23 protein-coding genes are annotated in these 21,277 nt (G+C 57.4%); 14 read left to right on the forward strand and 9 right to left on the reverse strand.

The window, feature by feature from the left end:
* The first annotated feature begins 19 nt into the window (after window positions 1-19).
* Window positions 20-1,120, forward strand: coding sequence for an amino acid ABC transporter permease (locus OR573_15795; GenBank protein ID XGA79918.1), 1,101 nt, complete (start codon window positions 20-22; stop codon window positions 1,118-1,120).
* Between the two features lie 108 nt (window positions 1,121-1,228).
* Window positions 1,229-1,957, forward strand: coding sequence for an amino acid ABC transporter ATP-binding protein (locus OR573_15800; protein ID XGA81770.1), 729 nt, complete (start codon window positions 1,229-1,231; stop codon window positions 1,955-1,957).
* Here the strand turns inward: OR573_15800 and OR573_15805 are convergent.
* A complete protein-coding gene (locus OR573_15805) occupies window positions 1,954-2,547 on the reverse strand; it encodes a histidine phosphatase family protein (protein ID XGA81771.1) in 594 nt (197 codons plus the stop codon). The two genes, OR573_15800 and OR573_15805, sit on opposite strands and share 4 nt — an antisense overlap.
* Window positions 2,548-2,700: 153 nt before the next feature.
* Between OR573_15805 and OR573_15810 the strand changes: the two genes are divergently transcribed.
* The gene (locus OR573_15810; GenBank protein ID XGA79919.1) at window positions 2,701-3,132 is read left to right on the forward strand and encodes a host attachment protein; all 432 of its coding nucleotides are present in this window, start codon (window positions 2,701-2,703) and stop codon (window positions 3,130-3,132) included.
* 106 nt (window positions 3,133-3,238) lie between these two features.
* Window positions 3,239-5,089 carry a methyl-accepting chemotaxis protein gene (locus tag OR573_15815; GenBank protein XGA79920.1) on the forward strand — a complete coding sequence of 617 codons (1,851 nt, stop codon included), beginning with the start codon at window positions 3,239-3,241 and terminating at the stop codon, window positions 5,087-5,089.
* Window positions 5,090-5,097: 8 nt separating this feature from the next.
* Here OR573_15815 and OR573_15820 read toward each other — a convergent pair whose 3' ends face one another.
* Complete coding sequence (locus OR573_15820; GenBank protein ID XGA79921.1) at window positions 5,098-6,024, reverse strand: LysR family transcriptional regulator; 927 nt, start codon at window positions 6,022-6,024, stop codon at window positions 5,098-5,100.
* 156 nt (window positions 6,025-6,180) lie between these two features.
* Here OR573_15820 and OR573_15825 point away from each other — a divergent pair, with 156 nt between their 5' ends.
* The gene (locus tag OR573_15825; protein XGA79922.1) at window positions 6,181-6,957 is read left to right on the forward strand and encodes a ferredoxin--NADP reductase; all 777 of its coding nucleotides are present in this window, start codon (window positions 6,181-6,183) and stop codon (window positions 6,955-6,957) included.
* A gap of 103 nt (window positions 6,958-7,060) precedes the next feature.
* Here OR573_15825 and glnK read toward each other — a convergent pair whose 3' ends face one another.
* Window positions 7,061-7,399 (reverse strand): P-II family nitrogen regulator, encoded by a 339-nt coding sequence (gene glnK / locus OR573_15830; protein XGA79923.1) that lies wholly within the window; start codon window positions 7,397-7,399, stop codon window positions 7,061-7,063.
* A gap of 274 nt (window positions 7,400-7,673) precedes the next feature.
* On the opposite strand from glnK, the gene OR573_15835 reads away from it, so the two are divergent.
* Window positions 7,674-8,015, forward strand: coding sequence for a type II toxin-antitoxin system Phd/YefM family antitoxin (locus OR573_15835; GenBank protein ID XGA79924.1), 342 nt, complete (start codon window positions 7,674-7,676; stop codon window positions 8,013-8,015).
* Window positions 8,016-8,021: 6 nt separating this feature from the next.
* Window positions 8,022-8,285, forward strand: coding sequence for a hypothetical protein (locus tag OR573_15840; GenBank protein XGA79925.1), 264 nt, complete (start codon window positions 8,022-8,024; stop codon window positions 8,283-8,285).
* Between the two features lie 138 nt (window positions 8,286-8,423).
* Here OR573_15840 and OR573_15845 read toward each other — a convergent pair whose 3' ends face one another.
* The gene (locus tag OR573_15845; protein XGA79926.1) at window positions 8,424-9,674 is read right to left on the reverse strand and encodes an ammonium transporter; all 1,251 of its coding nucleotides are present in this window, start codon (window positions 9,672-9,674) and stop codon (window positions 8,424-8,426) included.
* 43 nt (window positions 9,675-9,717) lie between these two features.
* Window positions 9,718-10,056, reverse strand: a complete 339-nt coding sequence (locus OR573_15850; GenBank protein ID XGA79927.1) for a P-II family nitrogen regulator — start codon at window positions 10,054-10,056, stop codon at window positions 9,718-9,720.
* Between the two features lie 342 nt (window positions 10,057-10,398).
* On the opposite strand from OR573_15850, the gene OR573_15855 reads away from it, so the two are divergent.
* From OR573_15855 to OR573_15870, 4 genes are all read left to right on the forward strand, one after another.
* A complete protein-coding gene (locus OR573_15855) occupies window positions 10,399-10,764 on the forward strand; it encodes an accessory factor UbiK family protein (GenBank protein ID XGA79928.1) in 366 nt (121 codons plus the stop codon).
* A 38-nt stretch (window positions 10,765-10,802) separates the two neighbouring features.
* Entirely contained in the window at window positions 10,803-12,320 is a 1,518-nt protein-coding gene (locus tag OR573_15860; protein ID XGA79929.1) for a YifB family Mg chelatase-like AAA ATPase, read from the forward strand.
* 62 nt (window positions 12,321-12,382) lie between these two features.
* On the forward strand, window positions 12,383-12,664 hold the full coding sequence (locus OR573_15865) for a type II toxin-antitoxin system RelE/ParE family toxin (GenBank protein ID XGA79930.1): 282 nt from the start codon (window positions 12,383-12,385) through the stop codon (window positions 12,662-12,664).
* 14 nt (window positions 12,665-12,678) lie between these two features.
* Complete coding sequence (locus OR573_15870; GenBank protein XGA79931.1) at window positions 12,679-12,939, forward strand: HigA family addiction module antitoxin; 261 nt, start codon at window positions 12,679-12,681, stop codon at window positions 12,937-12,939.
* A gap of 74 nt (window positions 12,940-13,013) precedes the next feature.
* Here the strand turns inward: OR573_15870 and OR573_15875 are convergent, their stop codons facing one another.
* Both OR573_15875 and OR573_15880 read right to left on the reverse strand, forming a co-directional pair.
* On the reverse strand, window positions 13,014-13,583 hold the full coding sequence (locus OR573_15875) for an NAD(P)H-dependent oxidoreductase (GenBank protein ID XGA79932.1): 570 nt from the start codon (window positions 13,581-13,583) through the stop codon (window positions 13,014-13,016).
* Between the two features lie 97 nt (window positions 13,584-13,680).
* Window positions 13,681-14,655, reverse strand: coding sequence for an alpha/beta hydrolase (locus OR573_15880; GenBank protein ID XGA79933.1), 975 nt, complete (start codon window positions 14,653-14,655; stop codon window positions 13,681-13,683).
* A 215-nt stretch (window positions 14,656-14,870) separates the two neighbouring features.
* Here OR573_15880 and OR573_15885 point away from each other — a divergent pair, with 215 nt between their 5' ends.
* The 3 genes from OR573_15885 (at window position 14,871) to OR573_15895 (ending at window position 18,662) form a co-directional block, all read left to right on the forward strand.
* The gene (locus OR573_15885) at window positions 14,871-17,045 is read left to right on the forward strand and encodes a malate synthase G (GenBank protein XGA79934.1); all 2,175 of its coding nucleotides are present in this window, start codon (window positions 14,871-14,873) and stop codon (window positions 17,043-17,045) included.
* Between the two features lie 152 nt (window positions 17,046-17,197).
* Entirely contained in the window at window positions 17,198-17,632 is a 435-nt protein-coding gene (locus OR573_15890; protein XGA79935.1) for a PaaI family thioesterase, read from the forward strand.
* A gap of 31 nt (window positions 17,633-17,663) precedes the next feature.
* Window positions 17,664-18,662 carry a serine hydrolase gene (locus OR573_15895; GenBank protein XGA79936.1) on the forward strand — a complete coding sequence of 333 codons (999 nt, stop codon included), beginning with the start codon at window positions 17,664-17,666 and terminating at the stop codon, window positions 18,660-18,662.
* A gap of 40 nt (window positions 18,663-18,702) precedes the next feature.
* Here OR573_15895 and OR573_15900 read toward each other — a convergent pair whose 3' ends face one another.
* Both OR573_15900 and tal read right to left on the reverse strand, forming a co-directional pair.
* Window positions 18,703-20,196, reverse strand: a complete 1,494-nt coding sequence (locus OR573_15900) for a mannitol dehydrogenase family protein (protein ID XGA79937.1) — start codon at window positions 20,194-20,196, stop codon at window positions 18,703-18,705.
* Window positions 20,197-20,306: 110 nt separating this feature from the next.
* On the reverse strand, window positions 20,307-21,260 hold the full coding sequence (gene tal / locus OR573_15905; protein ID XGA79938.1) for a transaldolase: 954 nt from the start codon (window positions 21,258-21,260) through the stop codon (window positions 20,307-20,309).
* Window positions 21,261-21,277: the final 17 nt, after the last annotated feature.

Raw genomic sequence — 21,277 nt, forward strand, 5'->3', positions numbered from 1 at the left:
GCCTGATGAGGATAACAAGATGATTCATAATCGTGACATGATTGATGAGCGGCCAGCGCCCAAAAGTACTATTGGCCCACTGGCCTGGCTGCGTGCCAACCTATTCAACGGCCCGATCAACTCGTTGTTTACCTTGATCGGGCTTTATCTGGTGTATCTGCTGTTTGTGCCCGCTATACAGTGGGCCTTTATCAACGCCGACTGGATCGGCACCAGCCGCGACGACTGCTCCCGCGAAGGCGCCTGCTGGGTGTTTGTGAATGCCCGTATCGGGCAGTTTATCTACGGGCTCTACCCCAGTGAGGAAACCTGGCGGCCCAATATTATATTTGCCGGCTTCTTTGCGCTGATCGCCTGGCTGGCGATTCCCCGCCTGCCCTTAAAACGCTGGGTCGCCACCTTTGCCCTGCTGGCATTTCCCGTTATCGCGTTCGTATTGCTGCATGGTGGCTATTTCAACCTGACCGTTGTACCCACCAGCCAGTGGGGTGGCCTGATGCTGACCCTGCTGCTGGCCACGGTGGGCATGATAGCGGCCTTGCCGATTGGCATCATGCTGGCCCTTGGGCGGCGCTCGGAAATGCCGATTGTAAAAAGCTTTTGCGTGGTATTTATCGAGTTCTGGCGCGGCGTGCCCTTGATCACCATTCTGTTCATGGCCTCGGTCATGCTCCCGTTGTTTTTGCCCGGGGATATAAACATTGATCGTCTGGTACGGGCGCTTATCGGCATTACCCTGTTCCAGAGTGCCTATATGGCGGAGGTGATTCGCGGGGGACTACAGGCCATCCCCAAAGGTCAGGAAGAGGCTGCCGCTGCGCTGGGGATGACCTACTGGAAACGCATGGGCCTGATTGTACTGCCCCAGGCGCTGAAGATGATGATTCCCGGTATCGTCAATACCTTTATCTCGCTGTTCAAGGACACCACTCTGGTGATGATCATCGGGCTGTTTGATCTGCTGGGTATCGTCCAGGCGGCCCTGTCGGATTCACGCTGGCTGGGCTTCTCGCTGGAAGGCTATGTGTTTGCCGCCTTCATGTTCTGGATTTTCTGTTTCAGCATGTCGCGCTACAGCCAATACCTTGAGCGCAAACTGCATACCGGCCACCGGAACTAGCAGCCGTTACTGAACAACGATCTATTAAAGACTGGCTTATTTAATAACAGTTTATAAAACAGGGTGAATATCGCTATGGCACAAACAGCGATCGACAACGCAGACCTAATGGTCGAAATGCATAACGTCAACAAGTGGTATGGCGATTTCCATGTTCTGCGCGATATCAATCTGCAGGTAAGACGCGGTGAGCGCATCGTGATCTGCGGGCCATCTGGCTCCGGCAAATCCACCATGATCCGCTGTATCAATCATCTTGAAGAGCACCAGCAAGGGGATATCACGGTCGGCGGCGTGCCCCTGACCCAGGATGTAAAACGCATCGAGCAGATACGCCGCAGCGTGGGCATGGTGTTTCAGCACTTTAACCTGTTTCCGCATCTGAGCGTGCTGGAGAACTGCTGTATTGCGCCCATGTGGGTGCAAAAGAAACCGCGCAAGGAAGCCGAAGAGCTGGCCATGCAATACCTGGAACGGGTACGTATTGCTGAGCAAGCGCTCAAGTACCCGGGCCAGCTTTCCGGCGGCCAGCAGCAGCGCGTGGCGATTGCCCGCTCGCTGTGCATGCATCCGGAGGTCATGCTGTTTGACGAGCCAACCTCAGCCCTGGACCCAGAGATGATCAAGGAAGTGCTGGATGTCATGGTTGAGCTGGCTGAAGAAGGCATGACCATGCTGTGCGTCACCCACGAAATGGGCTTTGCCAAAACCGTGGCCGACAGGGTGATTTTTATGGACCAGGGCCAGATCATTGAGGAAAACGCGCCAGAGCCTTTCTTCAACGACCCGCAATCCGAGCGTACCCAGCTGTTTCTCAGTCAGATTCTGGGACACTAAGACGTCGGCCATATCGTAATGCTGGCAGGTGCCAGCGCAAGCTGATTGCGATGCTGGGTAAGCGCTTGCTGAGCCAGTGCGGTCAGCAGGATTTGCAGCGGGTCGCCATGGCTGACCAGCAAGATGGTTTCGCCTTGTGCGCGCGCTTCCCAGCCATCAATCACCGTGCACATCCGCGCAGCCACCTGGCTGACGGCTTCAACGCCCTGCCAGCGGTGCTCAGCAGACACGGCATCCTGCGCCCACACCTTGGCGTAGCAAGTATCTGGCTGGGTATCAAAAGCGCCGAAGAATCGCTCGCGCAGGCCCTGCTCGGCTATCAGCGGCAGGCCAAAGTGTGTGGCCACACGCGCCGCCGTCTGGGTAGTACGTAAAAAGTCCGAATGCACGATGCGTGTGGGCACTGGCCACGCCCACTCACTCACTACCTCAGCCAGCTGCTGCTCGCCGTTGGGTGATAAGCCATAGCCGTTAAGCCCCTGCTCAGGTGAGCTGATGATAATGCCGGCCTGATTGGCCTGGCTATGGCCGTGGCGCATCAACAGATAGCAGTTACGCCAATCACTGGCCGTAATGAAAGTATTTGGCATAGGTTCAGGAAAGTTCATCTGTCATCCATAAATTCGTATTGTGCCCAGCGCTCGCGCCTCTGCAACTGTAGTTTACCCCTCATACGAGTTTGACCAAACGGCGAACACTTGCCATGGTGAAAGAGCAACCAATGACAAGGAGGACGTACAACGATGACCACCTATATCGTGGTAGCTGATGCCGCCCGCGCACGCATCTTTACCCGTGATGCGTTGGATCTCACTGAGCACGACAGCCTGGTACATGCAGAGGGCAGGCTGCATGAAGGGGATCTGGTCACCGACCGCTGTGGTGCCGATGTCCATGAATCAGCGTCAACGTCGGCACGCTCATCTGGTGAAGAAGGGGCAGCCTCGCAGCATGAAAACGAACTATTCGCCAAGGAAGTCGCTCAGCGTCTGTATAGCGCCCGCGTCGATAACAGCATGGAAAAGCTCATCATGGTTGCGCCACCTAAATTTCTTGGTTTGCTGCGTGAAAAGTTAGATAACACGACTCAAAAGCTGGTCATTCATACGCTTTCAAAAGACCTTAGCAAGGCGTCACTGGCCGATATCCAAAACGCCGTCAGCGATTTACGTTAACACTTTCATCGGTACTCGCTGTTTTTTTTATCAAGGCTGCTTTTACACTAAAGAAGTGGTCGCTCTTGCCGATAATCGTCTGATTCCTGATGATTAGAGAGCGACCATGTTTTTTTCCTTGCGAACCCGCATCCTAATGGCCGCCCTCACGGCCATCGTATTAGCACTGATGATTAACGGCATTGTCAGTTACACCACCGTTAAACACCACAATAACCAACAGGTCAGCAGCAACCTAAGCGCCGTCGTGAACGGCAACACCCAGGCGCTTAACGAGTGGTTCAATGTCCGTTATGCCATGCTGGAGAGCATGGAAGAAGCCGTAGCGTCTCCTTCACCCAAGCCTGCCTTGCGCCAGCTGGAGACCTCGGGAGACTTTATGTCGACCTACTTGGCCACGCCTTCGGACTCATCCCTTGTCACCTCGGATGACTGGGTTCCTCCCAGCGATTATGACCCACGCGAACGCCCCTGGTATCAGGCGGCCGTACGCGAGCGGGAGACGATCATCACCGCGCCCTATGTCGACGCACAAACCGGCAATCTGGTGGTGACCTTTGCCCGCCCCTACTACAGCGGAAATCGGCTGGAAGCAGTGATCGGTGCCGATATCATGATCGGGGATATCATTGATATTGTGGCCAATATTGCCCCGACGCCATCTAGTTTTGGCTTTCTGACCACAGACGATGGCACCTTGGTCGCGCACCCTGACACCGCGCTGACTCTCGAGCCTGCCACCGCTATCAACCCAGCACTCAGCGCCGAGCAGTTGGGCAGCATTGCCTCCAACGACACTCCCACCCACATTACCTTGCAGGATAGGGATAAACGGCTTTTGGGCCGCACGCTTAATGGCACCAGTGGTTGGCAGTTAACGGTTGCGCTGGATGAGCACGAAGCCACTGCAGGCCTGCGCGCCATTGTCACCACCTCGACTATCACCCTCTTGGCCGTCGCCGCCATCACCGCCGTGGTATTGGGTGTACTGCTGAAACTGCTGCTACGCCGCCTATTGTCCGCCCGGGATGCCATGCATAATATTGCCTCTGGTGAAGGCGACCTGACCCAGCGCCTGCCTGAGCAGGGCCATGATGAGATTGCCCAGATTGCCGCAGCCTTCAACCGCTTCGTTTCAAGAATGGATGATGTGCTGATCGACGTGCGCCAAAGCAGCCAGGCAGTCAGTACGGCGGCCACAGAAATTGCCACCGGCGGGCAGGATCTTTCACGCCGCACTGAGAACACCGCCTCCAGCCTTCAGCAGACATCGGCTTCCATGGAAGAAATTACTAGTACCGTCGAGCATACGGCAGCCTCAGCCCGGGAAGCCAACCAGCTTTCCGATGCGGCCGCCCAGGTCGCTGAGCGGGGCGGCCAGGCAGTGGCTGAAGTGGTGACGACCATGGAGGAAATTGCCACGTCCTCTCATCAGATTGGCGATATTGTGGCACTGATGGACGGCATTGCCTTCCAGACCAATTTATTGGCCCTCAACGCCTCCGTTGAAGCTGCCCGTGCCGGTGAGCATGGCCGTGGGTTTGCCGTGGTAGCCGATGAAGTGCGCAAACTGGCCAGCCGCAGTACCGACGCCGCCAACGATATCAAGCGCCTGATCGAGACCTCACAAAGCCGGGTGGAAAATGGCACCCTCCTGGTACAGCGTGCGGGCGACACCATGCAGGATATTGTGCGCAACATCGCTCAGGTCAGCGATGTACTGGGAGAGATCAGCTCGGCAACAGGCGAGCAAAGCGATGGCATTGGCCAGGTCAACGTGGCGGTAGCTGAGCTTGATCGCATGACCCAGGAAAACGCCGCCATGGTGGAAGAATCCACGACGGCTGCTGAACAGCTAAGGGAACAGGCGCAACATTTATCCGAAGTGATCAGCCACTTCAAGCTATCACTAGCCAACCAACCGGCTCTAGGATCAGGCCAGGCTCGCCTGCCCTGATACGGCTGTCAGAGAATCGGTGGTAACTCAATCTCATCGCTGCGCTGAGCATCAGCGGTCATTTCCCGGCAAACGCGTAGAAATTCGCGTACGCCGGGAGTCAGGTACTTGTGCCGGTGCCAGATAAAGGTGAACTGGCGCTTAAGATCAAGCTCAGGGGTCGGCAAAGGCACCAGGCTACCGCGACGAAACGCATCGCGCAGCGCCAGCCGGGAAACGCAGCCAATGCCCAGCCCTGACTCCACCGCCCGCTTGATACCTTCCGTATGCTCCAGCTCCAACAGGGTATTGAAACGGCTGCGGCGGTGGCGGGCGGCCTGCTCAAGCGTCAGCCGCGTGCCTGAGCCTTCTTCACGCATGATCCAGTCCTCGCGCAGCAGTTCCTCCAGCTCCAGGCGTTCCCGCCCCGCCAGAGGGTGGTGCGGCGAGCAGAACACACACAGCTCATCATCCACCCAGGGCTGGCTGATAATGCTTTCATCATCGCAATGCCCCTCAATCAGGCCGATATCGAGGGTATGTTGGCGTACGCCTTCAATAATATGTCGGGTATTGCGCACCGCCAAGCGTGCCCGGCTACCGGGGAAACGCTGCATGAAATCACTGATCAGCAGCGTTGCCAGATAATTGCCGATTGTCAGTGTCGCCCCTACATGTAGCGTGCCGACGCCCTTCTGGCCGCGCAGCAAGCCTTCAATTTCTTCACCACGATCAAGCAGCGCCACCGCCTTGGGCAATAGCTGAAACCCCAGCGCATTGAGCTTGAGACGCTTGCCCTGTCGATCCAGCAGCTGGCAGTCAAACTGGCGCTCCAGCTCGGCCAGTGCGGTGCTGGTCGCCGATTGCGACATAGCCAGCGTCCGGGCAGCATGCGAGACACTTTCGTGCTGGGCCACGGCGACAAAGACCTCTAACTGACGCAAGGTGAAATGCATAAACATTGACCTATATCTATATGCTGGATAAGCGTTATCAATATTATTGACTTAACAGATATATGGCATTTTTTTAGACTAAGATGCAACAGTAAACCGATCTTTTATTCAATTTATGAATAAAAACGCTTTTTTTAACGCCTTACCGGAGACACCATGAGCAAGTTTGCCCACGAAGAAGTTCTCAGCGTTCACCACTGGAACGACACCTTATTCAGTTTTCGCACCACAAGGGGGCGCAGCCTGCGCTTCAAAAACGGCCAGTTTGTGATGATTGGACTGGAAGTGGACGGCAAACCTCTGATGCGTGCTTACTCGATTGCCAGCCCTAACTATGAAGATCACCTGGAGTTTTTCAGCATTAAGGTGCCGGATGGCCCGCTGACCTCGCGTCTGCAGCATCTGGAAGTTGGCGACAAGATCATGGTCAGCCGTAAACCCACCGGCACCCTGGTCACTGATGATCTGCTGCCTGGCCGCAACCTTTACCTGCTCTCAACCGGTACTGGCCTTGCGCCCTTCATGAGCCTGATTCTTGACCCGGAAGTCTACGAGCGTTTTGAAAAGGTCGTACTGGTACACGGCGTGCGCGAAACGTCTGAGCTTGCCTACGCTGACTTTATCACCCAGGACATGCCTGCCCACGAGTATCTGGGCGAAGAAATTGCTGAAAAACTGGTGTATTACCCGACGGTTACCCGTGAAGAGTTCCACACCATGGGGCGCCTGACCGACCATATCCGCAGCGGAAAACTGTTTGACGACACTGGCCTGCCGACCATCGACCCGCGCCAGGATCGCGCCATGATCTGCGGCAGCCCCTCGATGCTGGATGACACCAGCGCCCTGCTGGATGAACTGGGTCTGAATATCTCACCGCGTATGGGTGAACCCGGCGACTATGTGATTGAACGGGCGTTTGTTGAGAAGTGAGTGGTTGAGGCATTAAGCGCTTATCCTCAGATAAGGCCTCTACAAAAAAGCAAAACCCCTGCCAGACACAGCGCTGGCAGGGGCTTTGGCGTCTTTTTTGGCTTTACACCGCGTCTTTGCCGGTTTCGCCGGTGCGAATGCGGATCACCTGCTCAAGCGGCATGACAAAAATCTTGCCATCGCCAATCTTGCCGGTATTGGCCACCTGAGTAATGGCATCAATCACCTGCTCGGCCATATCGTCATCCACGGCCACCTCAAGTTTTACCTTGGGTAGAAAATCCACCACATACTCGGCACCCCGGTACAGCTCAGTGTGCCCCTTCTGGCGGCCAAAGCCTTTCACTTCTGTCACGGTAATGCCTTGCACACCGATATCGGAGAGCGATTCGCGCACGTCATCAAGCTTGAACGGCTTGATAATGGCAGAAATCAGTTTCATGGCGTCGTCCTCTGAATAAAATAGGGTTTGAAAACGTTTAGCGCCGTCTGCTCATGGTGTGTGCGTACGCCATGGTCAGCAGAGACGATCTCAATCGATGCCCTTTAGCATACACCGCCACCCCCCGATAATGAAAAGCTGATTGAAAGTAGACAGGCAAAGGCCGTTGCTACAAGCGGGAATGTGTCCAAGGCCCCCATACTCAAAAAATTGCAAAACAAGCCATTCTGGCTACACTGGCCAGTGATAGCTCTTAATTCCTGCGAGTATGACCATGAAAACCGTGACGGCCGTTGAGGCCAAGAACAACTTTGGCCGCATGCTGGAGGCGACCCACCGTGAGCCGGTGATGGTAACGAAGAACAACCGCGAGATCGCGGCGATGTTCTCGATTCAGGATGTTCAGGCTTTGGCGGATACTTTCCTGGCCGACCCGCTCAAGGCCGAGGTGGCAGAGGGCAAACGCTCCGTGCTTGATGCACTTATGGCGCAACTGGAGATCAACCGACGGCTGGAGGCCGGACGCAAGGCGATTGCTGAGGGCAATGGTGTTGTTGCCGATGACACCTATTTTGCATCGCTGCGCGACCGCGCCCTGTCGCGTATTTCCTTATAGCTCCGTATGAAGGGCGCGACAATCATCCTATCTCCCGAGGTAGACGCGGCGATCCTGCGCCTGATCGACTATGTGGATCCCAGCGAAATCCCGGATGTGGTGAATTTCCTTGAGGACATTCACCAGCGCATGGCGCGCGTGCTTTCGGACTTCCCCGAGAGCGGGGCGCCCTTTCAGGGCCAGGTACGCTTTCTCTCGCTTGAAGGCTACACCTACACCTCTACGAATTTCAGGAAGACACCAACGAGGTGCATGTGCTGGATCTCATGATGCCAGGACAAAACTGGCGGTAGAGCGCGCAGACCTCGCTCCTTCATGCCCTTCACGTTCCTGGCATATCGTGACCCACAAAAAAGCCTCCCGTAATGGGAGGCCAAGAGGAGTACGTCACTTTTTACATGGCATCGCTTATTTGTTGGAAGCACTGAACTCCGGATAGGCTTCCATACCACATTCAGCAATGTCGACGCCTTCGTATTCTTCCTCTTCGGTGACACGAATACCCATCACCGCCTTGAGAATCAGCCAGACAATCAGGCTGGCAATGAAGACCCAGGCAAAGATACCGGCCATACCGATGATCTGCGCACCGAAGGTGGCATCGGCATTGGTCAGCGGTACTGCCAGACAGCCCCAGATACCGACCACACCGTGTACGGAGATCGCACCGACAGGATCATCCAGCTTCAGCTTGTCGAGCATCACGATAGAGACGACCACCAGCAGACCACCGACAACACCGATCAGCATGGCGCCCAGCGCGGTGGGAGCTGAAGGCCCTGCGGTAATCGCTACCAGACCCGCCAGGCCACCGTTAAGTGCCATGGTCAAATCCGCCTTGCGGAACCACAGCTTGGCCAGGATCAGGGCTGCAATCACACCACCAGCCGCCGCTGCGTTGGTATTTACCATGACCTGTGCGACCGCATTGGCAGAGCCGACGTCAGACATCTTCAGTTCAGAACCGCCGTTGAAACCAAACCAGCCCATCCACAGGATAAAGGTACCCAGTGTGGCCAGCGGCAGGTTGGCGCCTGGAATCGCACGGATGGAGCCATCCTTGCCGTATTTGCCCTTACGTGGGCCAAGTACCAGAACACCCGCCAGTGCCGCTGCTGCACCAGCCATGTGAACAATGCCGGAACCCGCGTAATCAGAGAAGCCGATAGCGCTGATCCAGCCACCGCCCCAGGTCCAGTAGCCGGAAACCGGATAGATCACAGCGGTCATCACAACGGCAAAGGCCAGGAAGGCCCACAGCTTCATACGCTCTGCCACGGCGCCCGAAACAATCGACATCGCCGTCGCCACAAACACCACCTGGAAGAAGAAGTCGGAGCGCATGGAATAGTAGGGTGCATCATCGCCGCCAGCCGTCACGGCATCCACGCTGTTTTCAGCGCCAATCAGGAAACCCAGGTTGGGGATAAAGCCGCCTTCGGCGCTTGAATACATCAGGTAGTAGCCCACCAGCAGGTACATGGTGCAGGCAATCGCAAACAGGGCAACGTTCTTGGTCAGGATTTCAGCGGTGTTCTTGGAGCGGACAAGACCGGCTTCCAGCATTGAGAACCCAGCGGCCATCCACATGACCAGAATACCGCATATCAAGAAGTAGAAAGTATCGAGCGCGTAACTCAGCTCTGCAAACTCGTTCATCGGACAGTCTCCATCAGGCTAGAATCAAGGGGTGAAAGCGGGCTTATACTGCGTCGCCACCACGCTCACCGGTACGGATACGGATTACATCGTCCAGCGGTGTTACGAACACCTTGCCGTCACCGATCTTGCCGCTGTTGGCGGCACTGCAAATGGCGTCCAGTACGCTTTCCAGGCGCGAATCATCGACGGCGACTTCCACTTTCACCTTGGGTAGAAAATCGACGACATACTCAGCGCCACGGTAAAGTTCTGTATGTCCCTTCTGACGGCCAAAGCCTTTGACTTCAGTCACGGTAATGCCTTGAACACCGTTGTCAGCCAACGCTTCACGCACGTCGTCGAGCTTGAACGGTTTGATGATGGCGGTGATGAGCTTCATCCCGGATCTCCCTTGCGTCGTTAACAGAGGTTGGCGCAAGCAGCAGCCGCTGCCCGAACCAGGTGCTTGTCCTCTACAATGCGTATAACGTGCCAACTTGATATTTTTATCTTTAAATACAAAAAGTTAATACGATTATTCACATTCCTATGTGCTATCAGGGCGCACTCTGCCAGCCGTCAACACTGAACATGCACCAAAAAAGAGCGCTCAATTTACGGCACTGCATCATTTCAACTCATACAGCGGGCCAGGATTTTTTTAATCAAAAGAGTCCTGACACATGCGCGTTGGCGCTGTGTTGCGTATCCTTGGGATAGCCCACTCGAAAGGAGAAAAATCATGATGCCCCACGACCGTATCGGCCAACTGGCACAACAGATCGGCGAGCGCCTGCAGAATGCCTCGCAAGCCCCGGAAGATATTCAGAAAGGTGTCCAGCAGGTGGTACGCGGCGCCTTTGACCGCCTGGAGCTGGTGTCACGGGAAGATTTCGATATCCTGATGGATGTGCTGCAACGCACCCGTGCCCGCGTCGAAGCCTTGGAAAGCCAGGTCGCCGCGCTTGAAGCCGCACTGGATAATGATGAGCAGGACGCATCGTCGGCAGATACAACGGCCTCATCAGCCCCAATTGAAACTGATGAAGAGCTTTCCAACGCAGCACCTGAAACCACCACCACTCGTCGTGAAGGTGATGACCAGTGATATAGGCTGTATGAACTAACACAGAGCGAGGGAACGCCATGACACTAGCGATTGTCGCCACTCGGGCCGGGCTGGGGCTGGAAGCCCCACCGGTGCACGTTGAGGTTCATCTTGCCAATGGCCTGCCGGGGCTGACATTGGTGGGATTGCCGGAAGCCGCCGTCAAGGAAAGCCGCGAACGGGTACGTAGCGCCCTGGTCAACGCAGGCTTTGACTTTCCCAACACCCGGCGGATTACCCTGAACCTGGCGCCCGCCGACCTGCCCAAGGAAGGCGGTCGCTTTGATCTGCCTATTGCTCTGGGCATTCTCGCGGCCTCCGGCCAGATTCCGGTTGAAGCGCTGGAAGGCATGGAATGCACCGGGGAGCTGGCGCTGGATGGCAAACTGCGCGCCGTACCCGGCGTACTGCCTTTTGCCCTGGCCACCAAGGCTGCTGGCAACATTCTGATTGTGCCGCGCACCTGTGCCGATGAAGCCGCCCTGGCTGGCGAATCGCTCAAGGTACTGCCCGCCGATTCGCTCTGGGAAGTGGTCGCTCACTTACTCGGGCAGACACCCATTCAGCCACACCGCCTGGCGACTCCGCCCACGGCCAAGGCGCCCATCGCCGATCTGGCGGATGTGCGTGGCCAGCAGCAGGCCCGTCGCGCCCTGGAAGTCGCTGCTGCTGGGGGCCACAACCTGCTGTTTGCTGGCCCACCCGGCACTGGCAAGACGATGCTCGCCAGCCGCCTGCCCGGCATTCTTCCCCCACTTTCCGACGATGATGCCCTGGCCGTGGCGGCGGTACGCTCCGTCTGCGGCATGGCGCTGGATGAACATTGGGGGCAACGCCCGTTCCGCCAGCCTCACCATAGCGCCAGCGCTGCGGCCCTGGTCGGCGGTGGTTCAAAACCCAAACCCGGCGAAATTTCCCTCGCTCACAAGGGCGTGCTGTTTCTTGATGAGCTGCCGGAGTTTTCGCGCCATGTGCTGGAGGTACTTCGTCAGCCACTGGAAACCGGGGAAATACATCTGTCCCGCGCCAACCATGAACGCCGATATCCTGCCCAATTTCAATTGGTTGCCGCCATGAACCCTTGCCCCTGCGGGCATTTGGGTGACCCGCGCCAGCGCTGCCAGTGCAGCGCCTCACAGATCCAGCGCTATCAGGCGCGGCTTTCCGGCCCGCTTTTGGACCGTATCGACCTTCAGGTAGAAGTCCCCGCCCTTCCGCCGGAGCAGCTCACCGCCCAGACCGAAGGGGAATCCTCCGCCGCCGTGCGCCAACGGGTAATGGCCGCCCGCAAGCGACAGATGGCAAGAGGCGCGCTCAACAGCCAGCTCAGCGGCAAAGCCCTGGAAGCCGCCTGCGACCTCAACGATGAAGAACGCGCCTGGCTGGCCGGTGTGCTGGAAAAACTCAAGCTCTCCGCCCGCGCCTACCACCGGGTACTGCGGGTCGCACTAACCCTGGCGGATCTGCAGGGAGAACCCAAACCCACCCAGCCACATCTGATCGAAGCCATCGGCTACCGCCAGTTGGATAGGTTATTGAAGGGGGGGATGAAATAGAAAATAGCATGGTATAACGCCAGGCGTTATACTTATCAAAGTGATGCCATCAGGGAAAAGGCATGATTAAAAGCTTCAAGGATCGTCAAGCAGCGTTGATCGCTGAAGGGAATGTATCGCGTAAGCTGCCACATACTATGCAGCGCAATGCGCTGAAAAAATTACGCCAGCTTGATGCTGCCAGCACGCTTGATGATCTGCGTATTTCGCCCGGCAATCGCTTGGAGTCATTGTCTGGCGATCGCGAAGGTCAATATAGCATCCGCATCAATGACCAATGGCGTTTGTGCTTTTGTTTCAGTAACGGCGATGCTTATGATGTCGAAATTATTGATTATCACTGAACAGGAGACCGAGCATGGCCAAACTGCCTAACATCCATCCTGGCGAAATTTTATATGAAGATTTTATGCAGCCCATGGGGCTGAGTAAAAATGCATTAGCCAGCAAAATGGGCGTGCCCGCCACGCGTATCGGTGAGATCACACTGGGTCGTCGCGCGATTACCGCTGACACTGATTTACGCTTGGCGCGTGTTCTTGGCACTAGCGAAGGCTACTGGCTACGCTTGCAAAATGCCTACGATCTGGAAGAAGCTCGTCGCCATCTAGTGGCCTAAACCCACCCAGCTACACTTGACTGAAGCCATCGGCTACCGCCAGCTGGATAGGTTATTGAAGGGGGGTTAAAGGTTTAGCGCAGCGCGTTGACCGCCTCGATCACCCGCTGGCAAAGGGCGTCAAGCTGTTCGGCCTGTGCCGATTCCTTGAGCGCGCCATTATCGTCGAAGGCATTGCCTGCGCCCGGCAACGTCATGGCTGGCGGAATAACCACCAGGTTGAGGTTATGCATCAGTTGTTGAACACCGGCCATGGCGCGAATACCGCCCAGGCCACCCGGTGAGGCGCCCAGCAGACCGGCTGGTTTGCCAGCAAACAGGGCAAGCCCCGGCGTGTTGTCATCAGGGCGCGACAGCCAGTCCAGGGTGTTTTTCAGCAGCGGCGTGATAAAGCCATTGTACTCAGGGGAAGAAATCACCACGCCGTCATGCTCGGCCAGCATCTCACGCAGCTTGACCACGTTTTCCGGCATGCCCTGCGCTTCAATATCTTCATCAAACAAGGGGCAAGGGTAATCCTTCAGGTCGATAAAGGTTGCTTCACCGCCCAATGCCTCAATGCGCTTGGCCGCCAGTTGAGCAAAGCACTTGTTAAGCGAACCTGTGCGTGCGCTGCCTGCAAATACCAGTATTTTTTTAGCCATATGCATCTCCTTTTGATGTTCAGCGTTCAGAGGAAGTTAAAAGTTATACATGGAAACGATACCCAAGGTAGCAAATATAACTTCTGTTAACATCCTTTCAACTTAACTGATCGATAAAGCGATCCAGCCGCTCAAACAGTTCATGGCGAATCGGCTCTGCCTCATTGACCAAATGGTGGCGCGCCTCCGGGTGGCGATGTATCTCCGCCTGGGGAAATTTTTCCGCCAGTACCGTCAGGTTCCACTCCCAGTCGACCGTGAGATCCTGTTCGCCCTGCAGAATCAGAGTAGGCACCGAGACCGGCGGATAGGCCAGCAGCTGTGGCATCCAGCGGCGCATGGCGCTCACCCAGCCAACGTTGATCTTGTCAGGTTGCAGCGGGTCTTGTTCACGCAGGAAAAGCGCAAAGGCCTCATCGGTTGAGTTGGCACGGTATTTACGCGGGATTTCCTTGATAAAGGGGCTAACCACACGATGCACCCAGCTGGACTGCGTCCATCCCCAGGGCCTTACCAGCGGTGCCAACAGCACCAGCCCTGACCAAGGCGACGGGTTGCCGTGGGTGAGCGCATCGGTGGCCAGAATCGCAGCACCCGTGCTTTGGCCGATACCTAGCCAGGGCACTGGCGCCAGGGATTCTGCCTGCAGCCGGGTTTGTAAGGCGCTCAGACAATGCTGATACTCCTTGAAGTCATCAATTGCTGCCCTGGGACCGCTGGAAAGCCCGTGACCCGGCAGATCCCACAGCACCACTCGCCAGTTTTTTGCCAACAGACGTTCAAGCAGATGGCGATAAAGCCCTAGATGATCAAAATAACCGTGAACCACAAAGGCCGTGCCCGAAGGTTCGGGCGGGCTCCACACCTGGCACCAGAGGGAAAAGTGCCCAGCGTCGATAAAACCAGCGTGAACCAGACTGGTATCGGCCAGCAAGGTTTCCAGCCCATAGTGGGCGAAATAGTCCTCAAGCGCCTGGGCCAAGGCACTGCCCGGATGCAAGGGCTTGAGTGAGGCTTCATCCGGTGAGACGGAGAAAATCCCTGCAAGATGTTGAAAATCCTCTAAGTGCATGCTCACTCTCCTTGCCGAGCCGCTGCGGGTCTAACGTGAAAGTATAATCTTTTGGTCGAGCATGATAGGGCTTTAACGGCTATGCTGTTTACACGACAGTGCATTTATGGAATTATTTTCCAAAATTGTAGTTTGTTACTCAAAATCCTATTGACCTGCGTGGCCAGCGTTTGCTTTCTGCTCGCCGCGCTTACCTGACAGACAGGAGAATTTTCATGAGCGAGCGTATCACGCATCACCGTTTACAGGTGGCCGCTGACCTGGATCGTTTCATCAATGAGCAGGCCCTGCCGGGCACGGGCGTCGATGCCGATGCCTTCTGGGCAGGCGTGGATGCCCTCTTCCATGATCTGACCCCCAAAAACCGTGCATTGCTCGAAAAGCGCGATGTGCTTCAGGAAAAACTCGATGCCTGGCACCGTGAAAACCCAGGCCCGGTGAGCGATATGCCCGCTTACCGCAGCTTCCTGAAGGAAATCGGTTACCTGGCCCAGGCACCAGCCAATGTCAAAACCACGACCGCCAATGTTGACCGTGAGATTGCCGTTCAGGCAGGCCCGCAGCTGGTTGTGCCAGTCAGCAACGCCCGCTATGCCCTGAACGCCGCCAACGCCCGCTGGGGCAGCCTTTATGATGCTCTCTACGGCACCGACGTCATTTCTGAAGACGATGGCGCCGAAAAAGGCACCAGCTTCAACCCTAAGCGTGGCGCCAAGGTAATTGCCTACGCGCGTGGCGTGCTTGACCGTGCCGCTCCCCTGGCCACCGGTTCACACCGCGATGCCGTCAAGTATGCCATCCGTGATGAGCATCTGGTGGTCACCCTTGAAGGCGGCCGCGAAACCGGCCTCAAGGATGCTGGCAAGCTGATCGGCTTCACCGGCGATGCTGCCAAGCCTGAGGCCATCCTGCTGGCCAACAACGGCCTGCATGTGGAAATCCAGATCGACGCTGAGCACTCCATCGGCAAGACCGACCCCGCCCATGTTAAGGATGTAGTGGTTGAAGCCGCTCTGACCACCATCATGGATTGCGAAGACTCGGTCGCCGCCGTGGATTCTGAAGACAAGGTCGGTGTCTATACCAACTGGCTTGGCCTGATGAAGGGCGACCTGCAGGAAAAGATCGAGAAAGGTGGCAAGACCTTTACCCGCGACCTGCATGCCGACCGCAGCTGGCAGACCACCGATGGCAACACCGTCACGCTGCCCGGCCGTTCGCTGATGTTTGTGCGTAACGTGGGCCATTTGATGACCACACCGGCGATTCTGGATGCCGACGGCAATGAGCTGCCGGAAGGTATTCTGGATGCAGTGATGACCTCGCTGCTGGCCCTGCATGACCTGAAGAAAGGCGCTGACCAGCCGCGCAACTCGCGCTCTGGCTCGGTCTACATCGTCAAGCCCAAGATGCACGGCCCGGAAGAAGTGGCCTTTGCCAATGAACTCTTTGGCCGCGTAGAAGACATCCTTGGCATGAGCCGTGACACTCTCAAGATGGGTATCATGGATGAAGAGCGGCGTACCACGGTTAACCTGAAAGCCTGTATTGCACAGGCGGCGTCTCGGGTGGTGTTTATCAACACCGGCTTCCTCGATCGTACCGGTGACGAAATGCACACCGCCATGCAGGCTGGCCCCATGGTGCGCAAGGGTGATATGAAAGGCGCTGCCTGGATTCAGGCCTACGAGAAGAACAACGTTCAGATCGGCCTGGCCTGCGGACTGCGTGGCCGCGCCCAGATCGGCAAGGGCATGTGGGCCATGCCGGACCTGATGCACAACATGCTGGAGCAGAAAATCGGCCACCCCAAAGCCGGTGCCAACACCGCCTGGGTTCCCTCCCCCACAGCGGCCACCCTGCATGCCCTGCATTATCATCAGGTTAACGTCACTGATATCCAGCGCGAGCTGGAAGCCCAGGGCGAGCCGGATTACCTGGACGACCTGCTGACCGTGCCGGTGGCCGAAAACCCCAACTGGTCAGACGAGGAAATCCAACAGGAGCTGGACAACAACTGCCAGGGTATCCTGGGCTATGTAGTGCGCTGGGTAGAACATGGCGTTGGCTGCTCGAAAGTTCCGGATATCCACAACGTTGGCCTGATGGAAGACCGCGCGACTCTGCGTATTTCCAGCCAGCACATCGCCAACTGGCTGCACCATGGCATTGTCGATGGGCCGCGGGTTGAAGAAACCCTGAAGCGCATGGCCAAGGTGGTGGATGAGCAGAATGCCAATGACCCGACCTACACCGCCATGAGCGCTGACTTTGCGGAATCCACCGCATTCAAGGCGGCTTCCGACCTGATCTTCAAGGGCCTGGTCCAGCCGTCTGGTTACACGGAGCCGTTGCTGCATGAATGGCGCCAGGTACACAAAGCCAAGTAAGCCCTGACAGCCTGGCCAAAACGCCACTGACCTCAACGCCCCAAGCTCGCACCTTGGGGCGTTTTTATTTATGCTTGGATGACGTTGACGTTAACTGCTATTAATAGCCAGACTACTTTCCCGTAATGATCGATCACCCAAGGAAAACAACAATGACCGTGATGACCGCCGAGCAGATAGAAACGTTTCTGGATGAGGTGTTTCCACAACGCATGGGGCGCACTGAAAGCGTCGGCGAGATGCGCGCCACCCTGCGCCTGGCCGTTGATGAACGGCACCTGCGTCCTGGCCCGCGGGTGTCCGGCCCGACCATGATGGGCTTTGCCGATGTGGCCCTTTATGTGGCCATCCTCGCCCAGATCGGCCCTGAACCCATGGCAGTGACCAGCGACCTGAACTGTCACTTCCTGCGCGCGGCCTCCGGCGAGCATGACATTGTGGCCCACGCCCGTCTGATCAAGCTTGGCCGCCGCCTGGCCGTCGGTGAAGTCCAGATTTTCTCGGCAAGCGATGATACTCGGCCCGTCGCCCACATTACAGCGAGCTATGCGCTGCCAGACAAACCTTCACGGGAACAGGGTGTCTGACTGACCACAGCATCCAACCGGGAGTGACGACATGGCCAAGCTGACGCGACGACAACTTCTAGGGGGCGGTGCCACCCTGCTGACCTTGCCCTGGCTAAGCCATCAAGGGTGGGCGCAGGATAACACCCTGGGCAAGGTCGCTGATCAGGCCCGGCGCCTGGAACAGCTTCATGCTCTGGTGATTCGCCGCCAGGGGGAGCCCGTGTTGGCTGAGGCGTTTCGCGGCCCAGCCGTGACGCAGCCAGCCAATATCAAATCGGTTTCCAAGACGCTACTCGCGCTATTGACCGGTATCGCCATCGACAAAGGGGTTCTGCAAAGCCCCGACCAGCGGATCATGCCGCTGCTCGACCGCCCCCTGGTCGGGGATGCCCGCGACCCCCTGACCATCGGCCATCTGCTCAGCATGCAGACCGGCCTTGAAAGCACCTCGGGCGCCAATTATGGCGCCTGGATAGCCAGTTCAGACTGGATTGACTATGCGCTGACCCGGCCGCTGGTGGATGAGCCCGGCGGGCGTTTCATTTACTCCACCGGCAGCTGGCACCTGTTAGGCGCTATCCTCACCCGAGCCAGCGGCAAAAGCCTGCACCAGCTGGCCAACGACTGGCTTGGCAGCCCGCTGGATATGTCCATTCCCACCTGGGTAGCCGACCCTCAGGGCTATTACATGGGCGGCAATGAAATGGCCGTCAGCCCGCTAGGATTGGCCAACATCGGTGACATGGTGCTGGATCATGGCCGCGTCGAGGGGCGCCAAATTGTCAGTAAGACCTGGATTGAGACTTCCTGGCAGCCTCGGGGTCGCTCACGTTTTTCAGGTGATCAATACGGTTACGGCTGGTTTCTCACCCGCTTTGCTGGCCAGCAGGCCGCCTACGCCCGCGGCTATGGCGGCCAGATGCTGGTAGTGGTTCCCGACAAGCAGCTCTCCATCGCCATCACTGCAGACCCGACAAGACCGGCCCGCAGCGGCGGCTTTTTCGATGATTTACGCACGCTGGTGACGCGGATCGTTGCCCTTAGCTGACGATGAACGCGTGGCAACCTGTTAAACGCGCCTTGCTCCCTTACCCGCTGGCGAGGCCGTGATTGCCGTAATCACGGTAACGGCAGATAGCTGCGCGTGGCCCACAGCGCTCAATCAATGCCAGCCAACCGGCAAACGCCGCCTGCAGTTCTGGCGACTCCCCCAGATGAGCGAAAACCTCCTTAATGCCCAGAAACACCAGAGGTGCTTCTCCAGCATCCCGCGCTGCCCGTTTCAGGCGCGCCGCCATGGCATCCGCAAGGCCCGGCACCCCCGGCGTATCGTCAGCGACCCGGCAATACTGGCACCACAGGGCCAACTCAAGGGCTAGCCCCATCACAGGCAGCCTCTTATCCATGGCATCCCGCAGGGCTGGCAGAATGAACTTGGGCTGGCGTGCCGAACCGCTGGCACACAGCCGAGAGACGGTATCCCCCATCTCGGGATTACAAAGGCGGCGCATGATCCGCGCCCGGTATTCACGGTAATCAAGCCCTGCTGCCGGACTCAGCGTAGGTAGAATCTCACGATCCTGAAGAGCCAGCAGCCAATCACGGATATCCGGATCGCTCACCGCAGCATGCACCTGCTGATACCCTAGCAGCGCCGCCACATAGGCGAGGCTGGCATGGCTGGCATTGAGCAGGCGCAGTTTCATGGTCTCGTGGCTGGCTACATCACCAACAAACTCGACGCCTACCTTTTCCAGAGGAGGGCGTCCGGCGCAGAAACAATCTTCCACCACCCATTGGCGAAACGGCTCGCAGACAACAGGGGCCGCATCGCTGATACCAAAACGCTGGCGAACCAGCGCCCGCTCCCGCTCACCGGTGCGGGGCGTAATGCAGTCCACCATCGAATTGGGGAAGCTGACCTCACGGCGGATCCAAGCCGCCAGCTCAGGATCGATGCGTTCGGCAAGGCCCAGCACGACGCTGCGCGTTACCGCACCATTGCCAAGCAGATTATCGCAGGAAAGTACCGTGAAAGGCCCCAACCCTCTGGCACGACGTTCGGCCAGCGCCCTGACCAGCATGCCGAACAGGGTGCGAGGAGTTTGAGGAGCAGCAATGTCGGCGAGAATCCGCGGATGACAGGCATCAAAGCGCCCGGAGGCCGCGTCAAGAAAATAGCCGCCTTCCGTGATGGTCAGCGAGACAATACGAATGCCTGGATCCAGCAGAGCCTTGATGATGGCCGATGCAGCCACCGGCACAAAATCGACCATGGCCCCGACCACCTGAGCCGAGCTTCCAGCGGGGTCAAGGTCCACTACGGTGGAAAGCCAGTCCTGGGCCTTCAGGCGTCGCCGCATACGCGCATCAGCCAGCATCACACCTGCGCCGATAACTGCCCACTCGTGAGCATCGCCCTGGTTGAAAAGGCGCTCAAGATAGGTCGCCATGTGCGAACGGTGGAAATTGCCCAGCCCGATATGCAGGATACCGGGCTGCAACTGGTGACGCTCATAGCCTGGCACTCGGACACCCTTGCCGAGAGCAGCAAGGGTCTGGTTTGAGAGTGTCAGCGCCATGGATTTTCCTCCTGCTCCCTGCTGCGGGCCTTGAGACACCGGTCGCTTATTATGCAACGTTCAGGCCGCTGACGCATCCTGGCGCAACGCTACCACCTATCCGGTCCCTTTCACTTGAAACTCTCGGCGATCAGGCCTTCGAGATGTGCTTGATCCTCGGCGAAACGGCGGATGCCCTCGGCCAGCTTGTCGTTGGCCATGGCATTCTGGTTATGCTCCCAGCGGAATTCAGGCTCGCCAAGCACTTCTGGGCGCGCGCGCTGGCTGCCTTCCTCAGCAATCGCTCTGGTCACGTCCCCCTGGGTGCCCGCCAACTCCTCCAGCAATGCCGGGGAAATCGTCAGCCGCGGGCAGCCCGCCAGCGCCAGCACTTGTCCTGTCGTGCGGAAGCTCGCCCCCATCACCACGGTGTCATAGCCACCCTGGTTAACCCGTTGACAGACACCACGCACAAATTGCACGCCGGGATCTTCCTCAGGCGTGTATTCCTGGCCAGTCTCTTTCTTGTACCAGTCAGTGACCCGGCCCACGAACGGCGAAACCAGGAAGACACCGGCATCAAGGCAGGCTTGAGCCTGAGCATCGCTGAACAGCAGCGTCAGATTGCACTGGATGCCCTCACGCTCCAACCGCTCGGCGGCACGGATGCCTTCCCAGGTGGAAGCCAGCTTGATCAACACACGGTCGCGCCCTACGCCACGCTTGTCATAGTATTCAATCAACTCATGGGCCTTGCGAACACTGGCTTCTTCATCAAAAGAAAGGCGTGCCGCAACTTCCGTGGATACTCGCCCCGGCACCACCTGGGCGATTTCGATACCCATGGCAACGGCAAGGCGATCCACGGCCTGCTTGGCCTGAGCCTGGCGATCACCGCCCTGGGCCCGGATTGCCGCCAGCTCCGCCTCAATCAACGGCTGGTAATCAAGGAGTTCAAACGCCTTTAGGATCAAGGAGGGGTTTGTCGTTGCATCCTGTGGTTGATAGCGCCGGATAGCATTTAGGTCGCCCGTATCGGCAACGACCAGTGAATGGGTTTTCAGGCTGTCAAGTTGTGTGGTCATTATAACCTCCAGAAAAA

This window comes from Halomonas sp. CH40, assembly GCA_041875495.1.
Classification (GTDB): Bacteria; Pseudomonadota; Gammaproteobacteria; order Pseudomonadales; family Halomonadaceae; genus Vreelandella.